Source organism: Stenotrophomonas sp., from assembly GCF_059505245.1.
On sequence record NZ_JCACKF010000029.1, the window covers coordinates 18,572 to 34,432 of the forward strand.

Below are 15,861 nucleotides of genomic sequence, written 5' to 3' on the forward strand. Positions count from 1 at the left end.
CGATGCATGAGGTTGCCGGCCAGCGGCCGGCACTACCCGTTGGTGGCCCGCGTCGGGGCCCTGTCCTTACTCCATCCCCAGCTTCTTCAGCTTGTAGCGCAGCGCGCGGAAGGTGATGCCCAGCTGCGCGGCGGTGCGGGTCTTGTTCCAGCGGTTCTCTTCCAGCGCGCGCTGGATGGCGCTGCGCTCGAGCTGTTCGATGTACGAGGGCAGGGCGGCGCTGCCGGGCTGCAGGTCCACCACGGCTTCGGCGTGCGCTGCGCTGCCGGGCGTGCGCGGGGCATGCTGCGGCAGGCGCAGGTCGTCGGCGCCGATGCGGTCTTCTTCGGCCAGGGCCAGCGCACGTTCCAGGATGTTCTCCAATTCGCGCACGTTGCCAGGGAAGGCGTACTGGGCCAGTGCGTCCAGCGCCGACGGCGCCAGCAACGGCGTCGGGCGGCCATGGCTGCGGGCCAGCCGCGCCAGCACCGATGCGGCCAGTTCCGGCAGGTCCTGGCGACGCTCACGCAGTGGCGGCACCCTCAGTTCGATCACGTTGATGCGGTAGTAGAGGTCGTGGCGGAAGCGCCCGTCCTCGACCAGCTCGGCCAAGTCCTTGTGGGTGGCCGAGAGGATGCGCACGTCCACCGGCTCCTCGGTAGCCGCGCCCACCGCGCGCACTGATTTTTCCTGGATCGCGCGCAGCAGCTTCACCTGCATCTGCAGCGGCAGCTCGGCCACTTCGTCGAGGAACAGGGTGCCGCCATGCGCGGCCTGGAACAGCCCGGGCTTGTCGGCGTGGGCGCCGCTGAAGCTGCCTTTGCGGTGGCCGAAGAATTCGCTTTCCATCAGCTCGCCGGGAATGGCGCCGCAGTTGACCGGCACGAACGGGCCGGCCGCGCGGGCGCCCTGGGCGTGGATGGTGCGTGCGACCAGCTCCTTGCCCACGCCGGATTCGCCGAGGATGTAGACCGGCGCCTGGCTGCGCGCGACCTTGCCGATGGTGGTACGCAGCACGTCCATGGCCGGCGAATCGCCGAGCAGGCGTGCGCCCTGTTCGGCGGCGGGGCCGGGTGCAGGGCGCTCGGTGTTGTTCAGTTCCAGCGCGTGCTTGACCAAGCCGCGCAGCACGGCGATATCCACCGGCTTGCTGACGAAGTCGAAGGCGCCGGCCTTCAGCGCTTCCACGGCCAGGTCCATGCTGCCGAAGGCGGTGATCATCGCCACTGGCGTGCGCGGGTAGTGCTGCGCGATCTCGCTGACCAGCTCGATGCCATTGCCGTCCGGCAGGCGCATGTCGGTGATGCACAGGTCGTACGGATTGCTGGCCAGCAGTTCGCGCGCTTCGGCAAGGTTGGCTGCCGTACTGATGCGCAGCCCCATGCGGCCGAGCGTCAGTACCAGCAGTTCGCGGATGTCGCGTTCGTCGTCGACGACGAGGGCGCTGCGGGTTTCGTTCATGGGCGTGAAAGATAAACGAGGGGGCTGGAAGCGACAAATGTTTGACGCACAGAATCGAGATCAGGTGGGCAACAGCGTATGCGGGCCGGGCAGCACCAGGCGGAAGCAGGAGCCTCCAGCGGGAACCGGGATGTAGTCCAGCCGCGCCTGGTTGGCCCGGCACAGCTCGCGGGCGATATACAGGCCCAGCCCGGTGCCATGCTCGGACGTGGTGAAGAACGGTCGGAACAACTGTGCGGCCACACTCTCGGGAATACCGGGGCCGCGATCCATCACGTCGATGACCGCACTGCGCTCGTGCTGCGCCACGCGCAGGCGCACCCGCGCCGGCTGCTGGCCGATGCGCCCGTACTTGAGCGCGTTGTGCACCAGCACGGTCAGCACCTGGTAGAGGTGCTTGGTGTCGACCTGGGCCAGCACCGAGGTGTCGTTGATGATCGGCTCGATGCTGTCGGTCTCCAGCGTCTGGCCCTGCTTGTACTCCAGCACGAAGCGGCGCACGAAGGCGGCCAGGTCGACGTTCTCCGGCGTGGCGCGCTCGCGCCGGGCCAGGCCCAGCACGCTTTCGACGATGCCGTTGGTGCGCTGGCACTGCTGGCGGATGATCTGCAGCAGGCGGCGGTCGCTTTCGTTGAAGCCGGTGCCTTCTTCCAGCAGCTGCACCGCGTAGTTGATCGCGGCCAGTGGGTTGCGGATCTCGTGGGCGAGGCTGGCCGAGAAGCGGCCCATCGCCGACAGGGTGAGCGATTCGGCGCGGCGCGAGACCACGCTGGAGTCGTCCAGGAACACCAGGGCCAGGTCGCTGCCGGCCAGCAGGCGGGCAAAGCGCGGCTGCACTTCGGGCTGGTCGGGGTTGAGCTGCAGCGGTAGTTCGTCCTGCGCCCAGCCATTGCGCCAGCGCTGCAGGCGACGGGCGAGTTCCGGGGCGGCGCTGGCCAGGTCCAGGCGGCCGCTTTCGCCGCTGCCGTCGTTGTCACCGAGCAGCATCGCGGCGGCCTCGTTGGCCAGGGTGACGCGGTTGTCGGCGTCGACCACCAGCACGCCGGTACGCATGCGGCGGATGATCAGCTCGTTGATCTGGAACAGGTTGGCCACTTCATCGCCGCGCTGGTTGGCCAGCTGCTGGTTGCGGCGCGCGCGGCTGCCGACCTGGTAACTGATGAAGGCCAGCGCCAGGTAGCTGGTGGCGAACATGGCCAGTTCGGCCAGGGTACGGGTGGGATCGCCGCCTTCCAGCAGCTTCCAGGTGTACTCCACGCCGGTGGCGAGGCTGGCGGCCAGGGCCAGGCCCAGCCCCAGGCTGAGCGGCAGCAGAGTGGCGGCGGCGGCGATGTTGAACAGCAGCGACATCGAGATGCCGGCGCTGGCACCGGGCAGGGCATGTGACAGCAGGGTGGCGGCGACGATGTCCACCAGCACGCCACTGACCACGATCGGGCGCAGCCAGCGTTCGTTGCGGCCGATCACCAGGGCCAGCAGGGACAGCACCAGGTAGATGGCGGCGACGGTGTCGGCCAGCCGCGGGTGGTGGGCTTCGCCGACCATGGCCGACAGCGGGCTGTAGAGCAGCGCGGCGATGACCGAGGCGATCAGCACCCGGTACAGCGCGAAGAAATACAGCTCACGCCGCGGAATCGATTCGATGCGGTCGATCAATGAAGCACTGGGTGACACGCCGGAACTCCCCTTCTGGCTGCCTGGGTCTGGACGCTGCGGCGGGCCTGCCTGGCGTCCCCTGAGGCCGGGCGGGCACGTCGCTTCGATGTGGCCTGCGGTGGAAGCAGCAGGGCAAGCCCGACTCTACACACCTTGGTCGGCCAGTATAGGGCCCCGGGCAGGGCGCCGCCGGAGCCGCCCGGATCGCGCATTTGGCCCGGGATGGATACCGGTGGCCAGTGGGCCGCCGGGCGCAACTGCCTGAATGACCGCGGAAATCTGGCCGGGTCTGGCGTTTTGTACAGACTTCTTTGCGCCCCGGCGCCGGCTCGGCCACAATAGTGGGCCCGCCGCGGTCCATGCCGGCGCCCCGCCGGGGCCCTGAGGAATTGCGTGCGGTCGTTCCTATTCCCACGGTGACGCATGAATTTCCACGAATACCAGTCAAAACAACTGCTTGCCGAGTACGGCATCCCGGTCCCGGCCGGCAAGGTCGCTGCGACCCCGGACGAAGCGGTTGCCGCTGCCAACTCCCTGGGCCAGGGCCCCTGGATGGTCAAGGCGCAGATCCACGCTGGCGGCCGCGGCAAGGCTGGCGGCGTCAAGTTCTGCAAGACCACCGACGACGTGAAGGCCGCTGCGGCCAAGATGCTCGGCACCAAGATGGCCACCTACCAGACCGCAGGCGTTGAACTGCCGGTCAACCTGGTGCTGGTGACCACCGCCGGCGAGATCGTCAAGGAACTGTACCTGTCGGTGCTGGTCGACCGTGGCACCAAGACCATCACCTACATCGCCTCTTCGGAAGGCGGCGTGGAAATCGAGCAGGTCGCTGCTGAAACCCCGGAGCTGATCCACTCGCTGAACGTCGACTTCGTCGAAGGCGTGCAGGGTTACCACGGCCGTGATTTCGGCTTCAAGCTGGGCCTGACCGCCAAGCAGGCCGGCCAGTTCGCCAGCATCATGGTGAACCTGTACCGCCTGTTCAACGAAAAGGACCTGGCCCTGGTTGAAATCAACCCGCTGGCCATCCTGGACGACGGCAACCTGTACGCGCTGGACGGCAAGTTCGACAGCGACGACAACGCCGCGTTCCGCCAGAAGGCCCTGGTCGCCATGCGCGACAAGACCCAGGAAGATCCGACCGAAGTGATCGCTTCGGAGCTGGACATCAACTACGTCACCATGGACGGCAACATCGGCTGCATGGTGAACGGCGCCGGCCTGGCCATGGCCACCATGGACGTCATCAAGCTCAACGGCGGCGAGCCGGCGAACTTCCTGGACGTGGGCGGCGGTGCCAACAAGCAGCGCGTCATCGAAGCGTTCAAGCTGATCCTGTCCTCGGACAAGGTCGAAGGCATCTTCGTCAACATCTTCGGCGGCATCGTCCGCTGCGACATGATTGCCGAAGGCATCATCGCCGCCGTGAAGGAAGTGGGCGTCAAGGTTCCGGTCGTGGTGCGCCTGGAAGGCACCAACGTGGAAGAAGGCAAGCAGCTGCTGCGCGACAGCGGCATGGCCATCATCCCGGCTGACAACATCAACGATGGCGCCAAGAAGATCGTTGAAGCTGTCAAGAACGCTGCCTGATTCGACACCAAGGAATTCCCATGTCTGTTTTGATTAACAAGAACACCAAGGTGATCGTGCAGGGCTTCACCGGCCAGCAGGGCACCTTCCACGCCACTCAGATGATCGAGTACGGCACCCAGGTTGTTGGCGGCGTGACCCCGGGCAAGGGTGGCACCACCCACATCGATCTGCCGGTCTTCAACACCGTTGCCGATGCCGTGCAGAGCACCGGCGCCAACGCTTCGGTCATCTACGTGCCGCCGCCGTACGCGGCCGACGCGATCCTGGAAGCCGCAGCTGCCGGCATCAAGGTCATCGTCTGCATCACCGAAGGCATCCCGGTGCTGGACATGCTGCGCGTCAAGAACGTGCTGACCCGTTCGCATCCGGACACCGTGCTGATCGGGCCGAACTGCCCGGGCGTCATCACCCCGGGTGAGTGCAAGATCGGCATCATGCCGGGCCACATCCACCAGCCGGGCAAGATCGGCATCGTGTCGCGTTCGGGCACCCTGACCTATGAAGCGGTCAAGCAGACCACCGAAGTCGGCCTGGGCCAGTCCACCTGCATCGGCATCGGTGGTGACCCGATCAACGGTCTGAACTTCGTCGACTGCCTGAAGCTGTTCAACGAAGACCCGCAGACCGAAGGCATCATCATGGTTGGCGAGATCGGCGGTGACGCTGAAGAAGCCGGCGCCGAGTACATCAAGAACCACGTGAAGAAGCCGGTCGTCGGTTTCATCGCCGGTGCGTCGGCTCCGGCCGGCAAGCGCATGGGCCACGCGGGCGCGATCGCCTCGGGCGGCAAGGGCACCGCCGAAGGCAAGTTCGCCGCCATGGAAGCTGCCGGTGTTGTCACCGTCCGCTCGCCGGGCGACCTGGGCGCTGCCATCGCCAAGCTGGTGAAATAAGATCGACTGCCTCCGGCAGACGATGCTGTAGAGCCGGCCGCTGGCCGGCTGCTTGAACACAGAAAGGCCGCCTCCGGGCGGCCTTTCTGCGTCTGGTGTGGGGCCAGATCCCTTTTGCTGCGCAAAACGGATCTGACCCCGGCGTTACAATGGCGGCATTGCAACCACAGGCTGGATTCCCATGGCTTCGATCCGCATCGCGATGGCGCAGTTCGACTTCCCGGTCGGCGATGTCGCCGGCAACACCGAGCGCATCATCGAGATGATCGGCCAGGCGCGCGACGAGTACGGCGCCGAGCTGGTGATGTTCCCCGAGCTGGCGGTGAGCGGCTACCCGCCGGAAGACCTGCTGCTGCGCCCGGGCTTCCTGTACGAGTGCGAGCAGGCGATGGCCCGCATCGCTGCCGCCTGCCGTGGCATCACCGCCGTGGTCGGCTGGCCGCAGGCCGCCGGCGCGGTGGTCTACAACGCCGCCAGCGTGCTGCGTGACGGCCTGGTGGAGCAGACCTACCGCAAGCGCGAGCTGCCCAACTACGCCGTGTTCGACGAGCGCCGCTACTTCGATGTCGATCCGGATGGCGGCAGCTGCGTGTTCGAGGTCAACGGTATTCCGGTTGGCCTGCTGATCTGCGAGGACCTGTGGTTTGCCGAGCCGCTGGCCGACACCATGCGCGCCGGTGCGCAGCTGGTGGTGGTGCCGAATGCTTCGCCGTACGAGCGTGGCAAGCACGCCCAGCGTGATGCTGTGCTGGCCGCACGTACCCGGGAGAGCGGGGCGGCGATCGCCTATCTCAACGTGGTCGGTGGCCAGGATGCGCTGGTGTTTGACGGCGCCTCGGTGGTCGCCGACGGTGACGGCACGGTGCACCCGGCCGCCGCCGCCTTCGTCGACCAGTGGCTGGTGGTGGAGTACGACGGTGAAACCCGCCGCTTCATGCCGCACGTGTGGATGGACGACGGCGACGAGAGCATGGACGCGCTGGCCTGGCGTGCGGTGACCCGTGGCATCCAGGATTACTGCCGCAAGAACGGCTTCAAGAAGGTGTGGCTGGGCCTGTCCGGTGGCATCGACTCGGCGATCGTGCTGGCCATGGCGGTGGACGCGATGGGCGCGGAGAACGTAACCGCCGTGCGCCTGCCGTCGCGCTATACCGCGGGCCTGTCCAACGACCTTGCGGCCGAGCAGTGCCAGGCGCTGGGCGTGAAGCTGGAGGCGGTGTCGATCGAGCCGGCGTTCAAGGGCCTGATGGAAGCGTTGGCGCCGATGTTCGAGGGCACCGCGCCGGACTTGACCGAAGAGAACCTGCAGTCGCGCAGCCGCGGGGTGATCCTGATGGCGCTGGCCAACAAGTTCGGCGGCTTGCTGCTGACCACCGGCAACAAGAGCGAGTACGCGGTCGGCTACGCCACCATCTACGGCGACATGTGCGGTGGCTATGCGCCGCTGAAGGACCTGTACAAGACCGAAGTGTTCGGTTTGTCCAAGTGGCGCAATACCGTGGGCGGCGCACCGGTGATCCCGCCGGCGGTGATCAGCCGCCCGCCGTCGGCCGAGCTGCGCGAGAACCAGCTGGACCAGGATTCGTTGCCGGCCTATGACGTGCTGGACGGCATCCTGTACCGCTACATCGATCAGGAACAGTCGCGCACGGAGATCGTGGCCGCCGGTTACGATGCGGCCGTGGTTGACCGCGTGCTGCGCCTGGTGCGCATCAGCGAGTGGAAGCGGCACCAGGCCGCGCCGGGGCCGAAGGTCTCGCGCCGGGCGTTCGGCCGCGAGCGTCGTTACCCGATCAGCAACGGCTACAAGGGCTGAGGCAGCGGTTGGCAGGTGATGCCGGCCGCTGGCCGGCAACGCCCTATAGCGCGTATCCACGCATGGCGTGGATCTACTGCATTCGGTAGTGCCGGCCGCTGGCCGGCAACTTCCTGGATCGCGTATCCGGCATGGCGTGGATCTACCGGGCTTCGTCGAGCCGTTGTTCGAGGCCTGCGATCTCCGCAGCGTCGTTGAAGTGGTCGTCCTCCAGCCGCGCACGCACGAACGCCAGGCCATCGGCCGCCGCTGCGTCCAGCGTACCGCGGTGATCGACCGGGTAGCGCCGGAACGCGACCGGCTCGCCTCGCACGGCCAGGCCTGCGGCGTACAGCAGGGTGGTCAGATAGGGCACATCGCGGTCCTCGCTGCCATGGGCCAGCATCAGCGGCTGGCTGAAGCCGCGGCGCGGTACGCCCAGGTAGTCATGCAGCACCGTCCAGATGCCCGGCACGCGGGTCAGCGGTGCAGTGAACATGCTGCCGGTATCCATGCCGTCCAGCGTGGTGGCCAGATCACCCAGGCACTGCTCGCGTGCCAGAGCAATGCGGGCGCGCCCGGCCTCGCTCAGCACGCCGTCGACCTGCGGCGCAACCTGCAGCAGGCCGTCGAGCAGGTACGCGTGATATGCGTTGAGCGCGCCGGAATTGGCGGTGCGGTTGTCGGGCTTCATCACCAGCGCGGTCAGTTCGACTGCGGTCGGCGTTCCGGCGGTGAAACTGCCGCGGTACTGCAGTGAGGGCCCGCCATGGGACGCCGCCAGGTGGCCGGCGACCAGCGCGGCCGCGCCCCCCTGCGAATAGCCTACCGAGACCCAGCGCGGCGACAACGCTGCGGTGCCCAGGTACTGCCGGCTGGCCTTGACCATGTCGATGGCGTTGCGCGCCGCGGTACGCACGTGCAGGTAGGCATGATTGCCTGGGCTGCCCAGGCCCTGGTAGTCGGCGGCTGCGACGGCATAGCCCTGGGCCAGGAACACGTCCAGGAAGCGCCCGTCGCGTTCGGCATGGGTGGGGCCGGAGACCGACGGCGCACAGCGATCCGCGATGCCCTGGGTGCCATGTGCCCAGGACACCACCGGCCACCCGCCCGCAGGCGCTGCGCCGGCGGGCAGGTACAGCAGGCCGGTGCCTTCGGCCAACTGGCCGCGGTGGTCCGGGGTGCGATAGTGCAGCTTGTACGCCTGGGCGGCCCTGGACGGCACCCAGGGCGCGCGATAGGGGGCGGCAGACAGCAGATCGCCCGGTGCGTCCCGCGCGGCGGCCGCGGGCGCCAGGGTCAGCGCCAGCAGGGCGCTGGCGAGAAGGCAGGACAGGAAACGGAAACTACAGGGCCGTGTCGGCATGGGGCGCTCCGTGATGGCCGGTGTGGCCGCAGCGCCGCAGTGTGGACACCCCCGCCCGGGCGGGGTGCGACCGCCGTCGCAACTGCCGGGGATTCGTAGCATTCCGAGTGTCGTGGTCGATTGGTGCACGAACCATCCACGCATGGCGTGGATCTACCGACAAAGAAAAGGCCCCTTTCGGGGCCCTCTCTTACTTCTTCTCCAGTCGCGCGTTGCGCTGGCCGGTGCTGGCGGACTTCTCGCCGGCGAACGGGTTCAGCTTGCGGATCATCCACGGGTACTTCGGCCACTTGCCTTCCAGCCACGGGTGATCCGGCTGGTTCAGCTGCAGGACGCGACGGGCGTCGTCGGCCAGGGTCTTGTTGCCCAGGTGGGTGTAGGAATCGGCCAGCACGGCCACGGCGTCGTACTGGAAGGCGCTCTGCGGGTAGGTTTCCAGCAGGTAGTTGGCGCGGCCCACGGCCGAGACCCAGGCGCCGCGGCGCATGTAGTACAGGGCGTTGTCCAGCTCGTGCTGGGCGAACACGTCACGCAGCTCCAGCATGCGCTGGCGCGCATCGGCGGCGTAGCGGCTGTTCGGGTAACGATCAACCACGATGTTGAAGTCCGAGTACGCCTGGTGCGGCGTGGACAGGTCGCGGCGGCTGGCATCCAGCGACCATACGCGGCGCAGGAAAACCGTACTGCGGTTGGAATTGGCCAGGCCGCGCAGGTAGTACAGGTACGCAATGTTGCGGTGCGTCGGGTAGGTGCGGATGAAGCGGTCGATGCTGGACACCGCGTCATCGTGCTTGCCGGCCTTGTACTGGGCGTAGGCGGTTTCGATCATCGCCTGCTCGGTGTACGGGCCATACGGATACTGGGCCACCAGGCGGCGGAAGCTGGCTTCGGCGCCGCTCCAGTTGCCGCCCTGCATCAGCTTGTGGCTTTTCTCGTACAGCTGTTCGACCGGCACGCCTTCGTCGGGGCGATCACCCTTCTTGGCGCCGCGGTGGCAGCCGGTTGCGGCGATGACCAGCACCAGCAGCAGGGCGGTGAGGCGGACGGGCGCGGAGAGCATGGCGGAGCGTCGGATCATGGGGTCGAGGCGGGACGCGGCTGGAATACGAAGGGTCGATGATAGCCTAGTGTCCTGTCCAGCGACTGAAACCGGCCGCCGGGACCCCAAAATTTCAAAGAATGCCCCCTGCCATGTCTGAACAACCCTCTGAATCGGCCCGCCAGGCCATCGTCCCCGACACCGCTGCCGGCCGTCGTTTCGATGCCGTCGTGGCCGAACTGTTCCCCGAATATTCGCGTTCGCGCCTGACCGAGTGGATCAAGTCCGGTGACGTCCTGCTGGACGGCGCCCAGGTGCGCCCGCGCGATCCGCTGCGCGGCGGCGAGGTGGTGACCCTCCACGTGGTGCTGGAAACCCAGACCGACGCCCAGCCGGAGGACATCCCGCTGGACGTGCTGTTCGAGGACGAGCATGTGCTGGTGATCAACAAGCCGGTCGGCCTGGTGGTCCACCCCGGCGCCGGCAACCACAGCGGCACCCTGGTCAACGCGCTGCTGTTCCGCGACCCGTCGGTGGCGGTGCTGCCGCGCGCGGGCATCGTGCACCGCCTGGACAAGGACACCAGCGGCGTGATGGTGGTGGCCAAGACCCTGGAAGCGCAGACTGCATTGGTCGAGCAACTGGCGGCCCGTGACGTGCACCGCCAGTACCTGGCCATCGTGATGGGCGCGCTGGTGGCAGGCGGTACCGCCGATGCCCCGATCGACCGCCACCCGCGCGACCGGCTGAAGATGGCGGTGCGCGAAGACGGCAAGGAAGCGGTGACCCACTACCGCCTGCGCGAGCGCTTCCGTGCGCACACCGCGCTGGAGTGCCGCCTGGAAACCGGCCGTACCCACCAGATCCGCGTGCACATGGCACACGTGCGCCATCCGATCATCGGCGACCCGCTGTACGGCGGTGCGCTGAAGCTGCCCAAGGGTGCCAGCGACGAGCTGGTGGCCGCGCTGCGCGGCTTCAAGCGCCAGGCCTTGCACGCCGAGACCCTGGAGTTCATGCATCCGATCACCGGTGAGCCGGTGCGCAATACCGCGCCGGTGCCGGAGGACATGCTGCACCTGATGAAGGTGCTGCGCGAAGACAGCGAAGCCTTCGCCGCCCGCGAGCGGGATCGCTGGTGATGGCCGCCGCGCTGCCGTTGCTGCAGGCGGACTGGCCGGCGCCGGCAGGCGTCCATGCGCTGACCACGCGCCGGCATGGCGCGGGCATTTCGCCGGCGCCGTTCGCGCAGTTCAACCTCGGCAACCGGCACGCGGCCGATGGTGATACCCCGGCCAACGTGGAGCACAACCGCCAGCTGCTGCAGCAGGGGCTGGCACTGCCCTCGGCACCGCACTGGCTGCGCCAGGTGCACAGCAGCACCGTGCTGCGCTTCACCGCGCCACCGGTGCCCGGCACCAGCGAACCGGTGGCCGACGCCGCGGTGACTTCGGTGCCGGGCGTGGTGCTGGCGATCCTGACCGCCGACTGCCTGCCGGTGGTGTTTGCCGCGGCCGATGGCAGCGAGGTGGGTGCGGCCCATGCCGGCTGGCGTGGGCTGGCTGACGGCATGCTGGAGGCCACGGTGGCCGCCCTGCAGACGCCGCCGGCGCAGCTGCGGGCCTGGCTGGGCCCGGCTGCCGGGCCGGCCGACTACGAGATCGGCGAGGAGGTCTACCACGCCTTCGTCGGCCATGATCCGGCCGCCGGGGCGGCGTTCGTGGCCACCCGCGCAGGCCACTGGAAAGTGGACCTGTTCGCGCTGGCGCGGCAGCGGTTGCAGGCGGCGGGGATGGACCCGGCGCAGGTGTATGGCGGCACGGTGTCGACCATGGCCGATCCTGACCTGTATTCGCACCGGCGCGACCGTCGTACCGGGCGCATGGCGACCCTGGCCTGGATCGCGCCCTGACCACGCCGCTGTTCGCGCGCGTGATGGGGCCGGCCTTCGCCACCCTGGCAGCGCCGGTGCAGGCGCTGCATGCCGCGTCGTTGCCCTGCCGCTACGTGGGGCAGGCGCGCATCGTGCGAGGGCGGCACTGGCTGGTGCCGCTGCTGGCCGCGTTGGCGCGGCTGCCGAAGGACGGCGACGCGCTGCCCACCGAAGTGGCGTTCAGTGCACGCGGGCAGGGCGAGCAGTGGGCGCGACGGTTCGACCGCTGGCCGATGGTGTCGCGGCTGTGGGCGCACGAAGGGCTTCTGCGCGAGCAGCTGGGCGCGGTGCGCTTGGAGTTCGCGTTGCAGGCCCGCGAGGGCAGCATCGACTGGTCGGTGCGGCGGGTCTGGGCGTTCGGGCTGCTGCCGCTGCCGACGCGTTGGTTCGGCGGTGTGCGCTGCCGTGAAGCCTGGCGCGGCGAGCGTTACACTTTCCTGGTCGATGTGACGCTGCCCTGGGCCGGAGCCCTGATCCGCTATGAAGGCTGGCTCGAACCACAGTGACGGCGCCGCCGGGACTGGCAGCGCGGTGATCGTGTTCGACGGCGTGTGCGCCCTGTGCAACCGCTGGGTGCGCTTCCTGCTGCGTTTCGACCGCAAGGGGCGCTACCGTTTTGCGGCGATGCAGGGGCAGCAGGGCAGCGCGATGTTGCGCGCGCACGGGCTGGACCCGCAGGACCCGATGTCGTTCCTGCTGCTGGACGCGCAGGGCACCTGGACCGATACCGATGCCATCCTGCGTGTACTGGCCGGGCTGGGCGGTGGATGGCGTCTGAGCGGCGTACTGAAGGTGCTGCCGCGCGGACTGCGCGACGCGGCGTACCGCGCACTGGCCCGCAACCGCTACCGCTGGTTCGGGCGGAACGACACCTGTCATCTGCCCGCACCGGAGCAGGCAGCGCGATTCCTGGATTGAAGAAAAAGGGGACGGAGGGGATTAAGTCGTTTGTGCACAAACGACTTAATCCCCTCCGTCCCCTTTTTCCTCAGCCTTCCAGTGCGTCCAGGTAGCTGCGCCGCCAGTGGTTGATGTCGTAGGTGCGCAGGTGCTCCATCATGGCGTGCCAGCGCTCCTTGCGCTTGCGCAGCGACATCGTCGCCGCGGTGGCGATGGCGTCGGCAACGCCATCCAGGTCGTGCGGGTTCACCAGCAGTGCTTGCTTGAGTTCATCGGCGGCGCCGGCCAGCAGCGACAGCACCAGCACGCCCGGGTCCTCCGGATCCTGCGAGGCCACGTATTCCTTGGCCACCAGGTTCATGCCATCACGCAGGGGCGTGACCAGCCCCACCGCCGCTGCACGGTAGAAACCGGTGAGGGTGGCATGGGTGAAGTTCTGGTTGACGTAGCGCAGCGGCGTCCAGTCCGGCTCGGCGTGGCCACCGTTGATGTGGCCGGCGATCTGCTCCAGCTGGCTGCGCAGCTGCCGGTACTCGGTGACATCACCGCGCGAGACGGGGGCGATCTGCAGGTAGGTCAGCGACCCGCGCTGGTCGGGATGGCGCTCAAGGTACCGTTCGAAGCCGAGGAAGCGCTCGGGCAGGCCCTTGGAATAATCCAGGCGATCAACGCCGATCGCCAGTTGGCGATCACGCAGGCTGGCGCGCAGGTTCTTTACGGCGGCCTTGGTGGCGGCGGTACCGGCCTGGCGCGCGATCAGCTCGGTGTCGATGCCGATCGGGAACGCCGCCGCGCGGAAACGACGCCCGCCCGGTGCCTCCAGCTCGCCGTTGGCGAGTACCCGACCGCCGCCGAACAGGCGCAGGTAGGTCTGGAAGCGATCGGCATCGCGCTGGGTCTGGAAGCCCACCAGGTCATACGCGTAGAGCGCGGAGAACAGCCGCAGGTGGTCGGGCATCGCCTGCAGCAGGTCGGCCGAGGGCATCGGGATGTGCAGGAAGAAGCCGATGCGGCAGCCGATGCCACGCTCGCGCAGCAGTGCGCCAAGCGGGATCAGGTGATAGTCGTGGATCCAGACGATGTCATCCTCGCGCAGCAAGGGCGCGAGCTTGTCGGCGAACAGTGCGTTGACCTTGTGGTAGGTCTCGCGGGTGGCACGGTCGTAGTCGACCAGATCCAGGCGGAAGTGCAGCAGCGGCCACAGCGTGCGGTTGGCAAAGCCGTTGTAGTAGCCGTCCACCTCGCGCTTGCTCAGGTCCATGGTGACGTAGTCGATGTCACCGTCTTTCTGCCGGTGCAGCGTGCCGCTGCCGTCCTTTACCGTCTTGCCGCTCCAGCCGAACCACAGGCCGCCGCGTTCCTTCAGGGCGGCCAGCAGGCCGACAGCCAGGCCGCCGGCGCGGTTCTCGCCGGGTACGGCCACACGATTTGAAACCACGACCAGACGACTCACGATGCCTCCTGCCAGGACCGCGACAGGCGCATCGCGGCAGTGATCAGGCCGACGTGCGAATAGGTCTGCGGGAAATTGCCCCAGGCCTCGCCGCTGTCGAAGGCCAGATCCTCCGACAGCAGGCCCAGGTGGTTGCGCTGCTTCAGCAGCAGCTCGAACATCTCGCGCGCCTCGTCCATGCGCCCGATCGCCGCCAGCGCATCGATGTACCAGAACGTGCAGATGGTGAAGCTGGTTTCCGGCTCACCGAAGTCATCTGGCGCGACATAGCGGTACAGCGAATTGCCATGCTTGAGGTCGCGGCCGATCGCATCGACGGTGGCGATGAAGCGGGCGTCCATCGCATCGATGAAGCCGATGTCGGCCAGCAGCAGGAGCGAGGCGTCCAGGCGATGGCCGCCGAAGGTATCGGTGAAGTGGCCCAGTTCCTCATTCCAGGACTCGGCCATGATGCGCGCATGGATGGTGTCGGCGCGCTCGCGCCAGTAGTGTGCACGGTCATCGCGCTTCAGGCGCACGGCGATCTTGCACAGGCGGTCGCAGGCGGCCCAGCACATCGCGCTGGTGTAGGTGTGTACCTCGGTGCGGCCACGGAACTCCCACAGGCCCGCATCGGGCACGTCATGCAGGGCGAAGGCCTGTTCGCCCAGCGGTTCGAGGCGGGCGAATGTGTGCGCGTCGCCGGGATCCTGCAGGCGGCGGTCGAAGAACAGCTGCGTGGAGGCCAGCACCACGCTGCCGTAGACATCGTGCTGGCGCTGCACCCAGGCCAGGTTGCCACGGCGCACCGGGCCCATGCCGCGGTAGCCGGACAGGCTGGGCACTTCGTCTTCGTCCAGCTTGGCTTCAAAGCCGATGCCATACAGCGGCTGCAGCGTGCCGTCGGTGGTGGCCAGGTTGAAGATGTAGCCGAGGAACTGTTCCATCGTGCGCGTTGCGCCGAGACGGTTCAGCGCCCGCACCACGAAAGCTGCGTCACGCAGCCAGCAGTAGCGGTAGTCCCAGTTGCGCACGCTGCCGGGTGCTTCTGGAATGGAAGTGGTCATCGCCGCGATGATCGCGCCGCTGTCCTCGTACTGGCACAGCTTCAACGTGATCGCACTGCGGATGACCGCGTCCTGCCACTCCAGTGGAATGGACAGGTAGCGCACCCATTCGCGCCAGTAGTCGCGGGTGCGCTGGAAGGCTTCCTGCACGTAGCCGCTGATCGACCGGTTGAGCGACTCATCCACGCCCAGGATCAGGTGGATGGGATGGTTGAGCACGAACGGCAGGCCATCGCGCACGAAGCGCACCGGCACATCGGTGGTCAGCCGCAGCACGTGCTCCGGCAGGATCCAGCGCACATGGTTGCTGCCCCAGGTCGACTCTGGCACGCGTGCGCCCCAGTCGGCCAGCGGGCGCGCACGCACGGTGATGCGCGGGCTGCCAGCCAGCGGACGCACCTGGCGGATCAGGCTGACCGGCCGGTAGAAGCGGTCGTTCTGCCGCCAGCGGGGGGCGAAATCCAGGATTTCCAGTTCGCCGCCGTGCGCGTCGCGGAGCACCGTGCGCAGGATCGCCGTGTTGGTGAGGTATTCCTGCTCGCTGCTGGCGAAGTCTTCCAGCTCGATGGCGAAGTCGCCACCGGTCTGCTGGTTGGGGCCCAGCAGCGCACAGAAGGTAGGGTCGCCGTCGAAGGTCGGCAGGCAGCTCCAGACAACGCGGGCACGTTTGTCGACCAGGGCGCCGAAGCTGCCGTTGCCGACCACGCCCAGATCAAGATCGGGTTGGGTCATCACGCGGTACAT

At 67.8% G+C, this 15,861-nt stretch carries 13 protein-coding genes; 7 read left to right on the top strand and 6 right to left on the bottom strand.

Annotated features, from left to right (window positions below):
- Positions 1 to 66: 66 nt before the first annotated feature.
- Together AC5JLE_RS11780 and AC5JLE_RS11785 are read right to left on the bottom strand one after the other, a co-directional pair.
- Positions 67 to 1,440 (bottom strand): sigma-54-dependent transcriptional regulator, encoded by a 1,374-nt coding sequence (locus tag AC5JLE_RS11780; RefSeq protein WP_014648199.1) that lies wholly within the window; start codon positions 1,438 to 1,440, stop codon positions 67 to 69.
- A gap of 60 nt (positions 1,441 to 1,500) precedes the next feature.
- Positions 1,501 to 3,114 carry a sensor histidine kinase gene (locus AC5JLE_RS11785; RefSeq protein WP_049440369.1) on the bottom strand — a complete coding sequence of 538 codons (1,614 nt, stop codon included), beginning with the start codon at positions 3,112 to 3,114 and terminating at the stop codon, positions 1,501 to 1,503.
- A gap of 405 nt (positions 3,115 to 3,519) precedes the next feature.
- Here AC5JLE_RS11785 and sucC point away from each other — a divergent pair, with 405 nt between their 5' ends.
- From sucC to AC5JLE_RS11800, 3 genes are all read left to right on the top strand, one after another.
- Positions 3,520 to 4,689, top strand: a complete 1,170-nt coding sequence (gene sucC, locus AC5JLE_RS11790; protein ID WP_004154430.1) for an ADP-forming succinate--CoA ligase subunit beta — start codon at positions 3,520 to 3,522, stop codon at positions 4,687 to 4,689.
- 20 nt (positions 4,690 to 4,709) lie between these two features.
- Positions 4,710 to 5,585 (top strand): succinate--CoA ligase subunit alpha, encoded by an 876-nt coding sequence (gene sucD / locus AC5JLE_RS11795; protein WP_005410793.1) that lies wholly within the window; start codon positions 4,710 to 4,712, stop codon positions 5,583 to 5,585.
- A gap of 181 nt (positions 5,586 to 5,766) precedes the next feature.
- On the top strand, positions 5,767 to 7,401 hold the full coding sequence (locus AC5JLE_RS11800; protein ID WP_496065322.1) for an NAD+ synthase: 1,635 nt from the start codon (positions 5,767 to 5,769) through the stop codon (positions 7,399 to 7,401).
- Between the two features lie 142 nt (positions 7,402 to 7,543).
- On the opposite strand, the gene AC5JLE_RS11805 is transcribed toward AC5JLE_RS11800, so the two are convergent.
- Together AC5JLE_RS11805 and AC5JLE_RS11810 are read right to left on the bottom strand one after the other, a co-directional pair.
- Entirely contained in the window at positions 7,544 to 8,746 is a 1,203-nt protein-coding gene (locus AC5JLE_RS11805; protein ID WP_262216842.1) for a lipase family protein, read from the bottom strand.
- A 190-nt stretch (positions 8,747 to 8,936) separates the two neighbouring features.
- On the bottom strand, positions 8,937 to 9,824 hold the full coding sequence (locus AC5JLE_RS11810) for an outer membrane protein assembly factor BamD (protein ID WP_032960726.1): 888 nt from the start codon (positions 9,822 to 9,824) through the stop codon (positions 8,937 to 8,939).
- A 113-nt stretch (positions 9,825 to 9,937) separates the two neighbouring features.
- Between AC5JLE_RS11810 and rluD the strand changes: the two genes are divergently transcribed.
- Genes rluD through AC5JLE_RS11830 form a run of 4 tightly spaced genes read left to right on the top strand, consistent with a single transcriptional unit; the run spans position 9,938 to position 12,636 of the window.
- On the top strand, positions 9,938 to 10,927 hold the full coding sequence (gene rluD, locus AC5JLE_RS11815) for a 23S rRNA pseudouridine(1911/1915/1917) synthase RluD (RefSeq protein ID WP_014038257.1): 990 nt from the start codon (positions 9,938 to 9,940) through the stop codon (positions 10,925 to 10,927).
- Entirely contained in the window at positions 10,927 to 11,697 is a 771-nt protein-coding gene (pgeF, locus tag AC5JLE_RS11820; protein WP_134966792.1) for a peptidoglycan editing factor PgeF, read from the top strand. Before rluD ends, pgeF begins: the two co-directional genes overlap by 1 nt.
- Positions 11,698 to 11,720: 23 nt before the next feature.
- On the top strand, positions 11,721 to 12,224 hold the full coding sequence (locus tag AC5JLE_RS11825) for a DUF4166 domain-containing protein (protein WP_496065323.1): 504 nt from the start codon (positions 11,721 to 11,723) through the stop codon (positions 12,222 to 12,224).
- Positions 12,199 to 12,636 (top strand): thiol-disulfide oxidoreductase DCC family protein, encoded by a 438-nt coding sequence (locus AC5JLE_RS11830; protein WP_478425993.1) that lies wholly within the window; start codon positions 12,199 to 12,201, stop codon positions 12,634 to 12,636. The genes AC5JLE_RS11825 and AC5JLE_RS11830 overlap by 26 nt, the downstream gene beginning before the upstream one ends.
- A gap of 70 nt (positions 12,637 to 12,706) precedes the next feature.
- Here AC5JLE_RS11830 and otsA read toward each other — a convergent pair whose 3' ends face one another.
- Together otsA and AC5JLE_RS11840 are read right to left on the bottom strand one after the other, a co-directional pair.
- Entirely contained in the window at positions 12,707 to 14,071 is a 1,365-nt protein-coding gene (gene otsA, locus AC5JLE_RS11835; protein WP_014648191.1) for an alpha,alpha-trehalose-phosphate synthase (UDP-forming), read from the bottom strand.
- Positions 14,068 to 15,849 carry a glycoside hydrolase family 15 protein gene (locus AC5JLE_RS11840; RefSeq protein ID WP_032960733.1) on the bottom strand — a complete coding sequence of 594 codons (1,782 nt, stop codon included), beginning with the start codon at positions 15,847 to 15,849 and terminating at the stop codon, positions 14,068 to 14,070. Before AC5JLE_RS11840 ends, otsA begins: the two co-directional genes overlap by 4 nt.
- Between the last annotated feature and the right edge of the window lie 12 nt (positions 15,850 to 15,861).

What these genes read in the sequence shown, in the direction of transcription:
- AC5JLE_RS11780 (WP_014648199.1), bottom strand. Translation starts at nt 1,440, where the DNA reads ATGAACGAAACCCGCAGCGCCCTCGTCGTCGACGACGAACGCGACATC.
- sucC (WP_004154430.1), top strand. Translation starts at nt 3,520, where the DNA reads ATGAATTTCCACGAATACCAGTCAAAACAACTGCTTGCCGAGTACGGC.
- sucD (WP_005410793.1), top strand. Translation starts at nt 4,710, where the DNA reads ATGTCTGTTTTGATTAACAAGAACACCAAGGTGATCGTGCAGGGCTTC.
- AC5JLE_RS11800 (WP_496065322.1), top strand. Translation starts at nt 5,767, where the DNA reads ATGGCTTCGATCCGCATCGCGATGGCGCAGTTCGACTTCCCGGTCGGC.
- AC5JLE_RS11805 (WP_262216842.1), bottom strand. Translation starts at nt 8,746, where the DNA reads ATGCCGACACGGCCCTGTAGTTTCCGTTTCCTGTCCTGCCTTCTCGCC.
- AC5JLE_RS11810 (WP_032960726.1), bottom strand. Translation starts at nt 9,824, where the DNA reads ATGATCCGACGCTCCGCCATGCTCTCCGCGCCCGTCCGCCTCACCGCC.
- rluD (WP_014038257.1), top strand. Translation starts at nt 9,938, where the DNA reads ATGTCTGAACAACCCTCTGAATCGGCCCGCCAGGCCATCGTCCCCGAC.
- pgeF (WP_134966792.1), top strand. Translation starts at nt 10,927, where the DNA reads ATGGCCGCCGCGCTGCCGTTGCTGCAGGCGGACTGGCCGGCGCCGGCA.
- AC5JLE_RS11825 (WP_496065323.1), top strand. Translation starts at nt 11,721, where the DNA reads ATGGGGCCGGCCTTCGCCACCCTGGCAGCGCCGGTGCAGGCGCTGCAT.
- AC5JLE_RS11830 (WP_478425993.1), top strand. Translation starts at nt 12,199, where the DNA reads ATGAAGGCTGGCTCGAACCACAGTGACGGCGCCGCCGGGACTGGCAGC.
- AC5JLE_RS11840 (WP_032960733.1), bottom strand. Translation starts at nt 15,849, where the DNA reads ATGACCCAACCCGATCTTGATCTGGGCGTGGTCGGCAACGGCAGCTTC.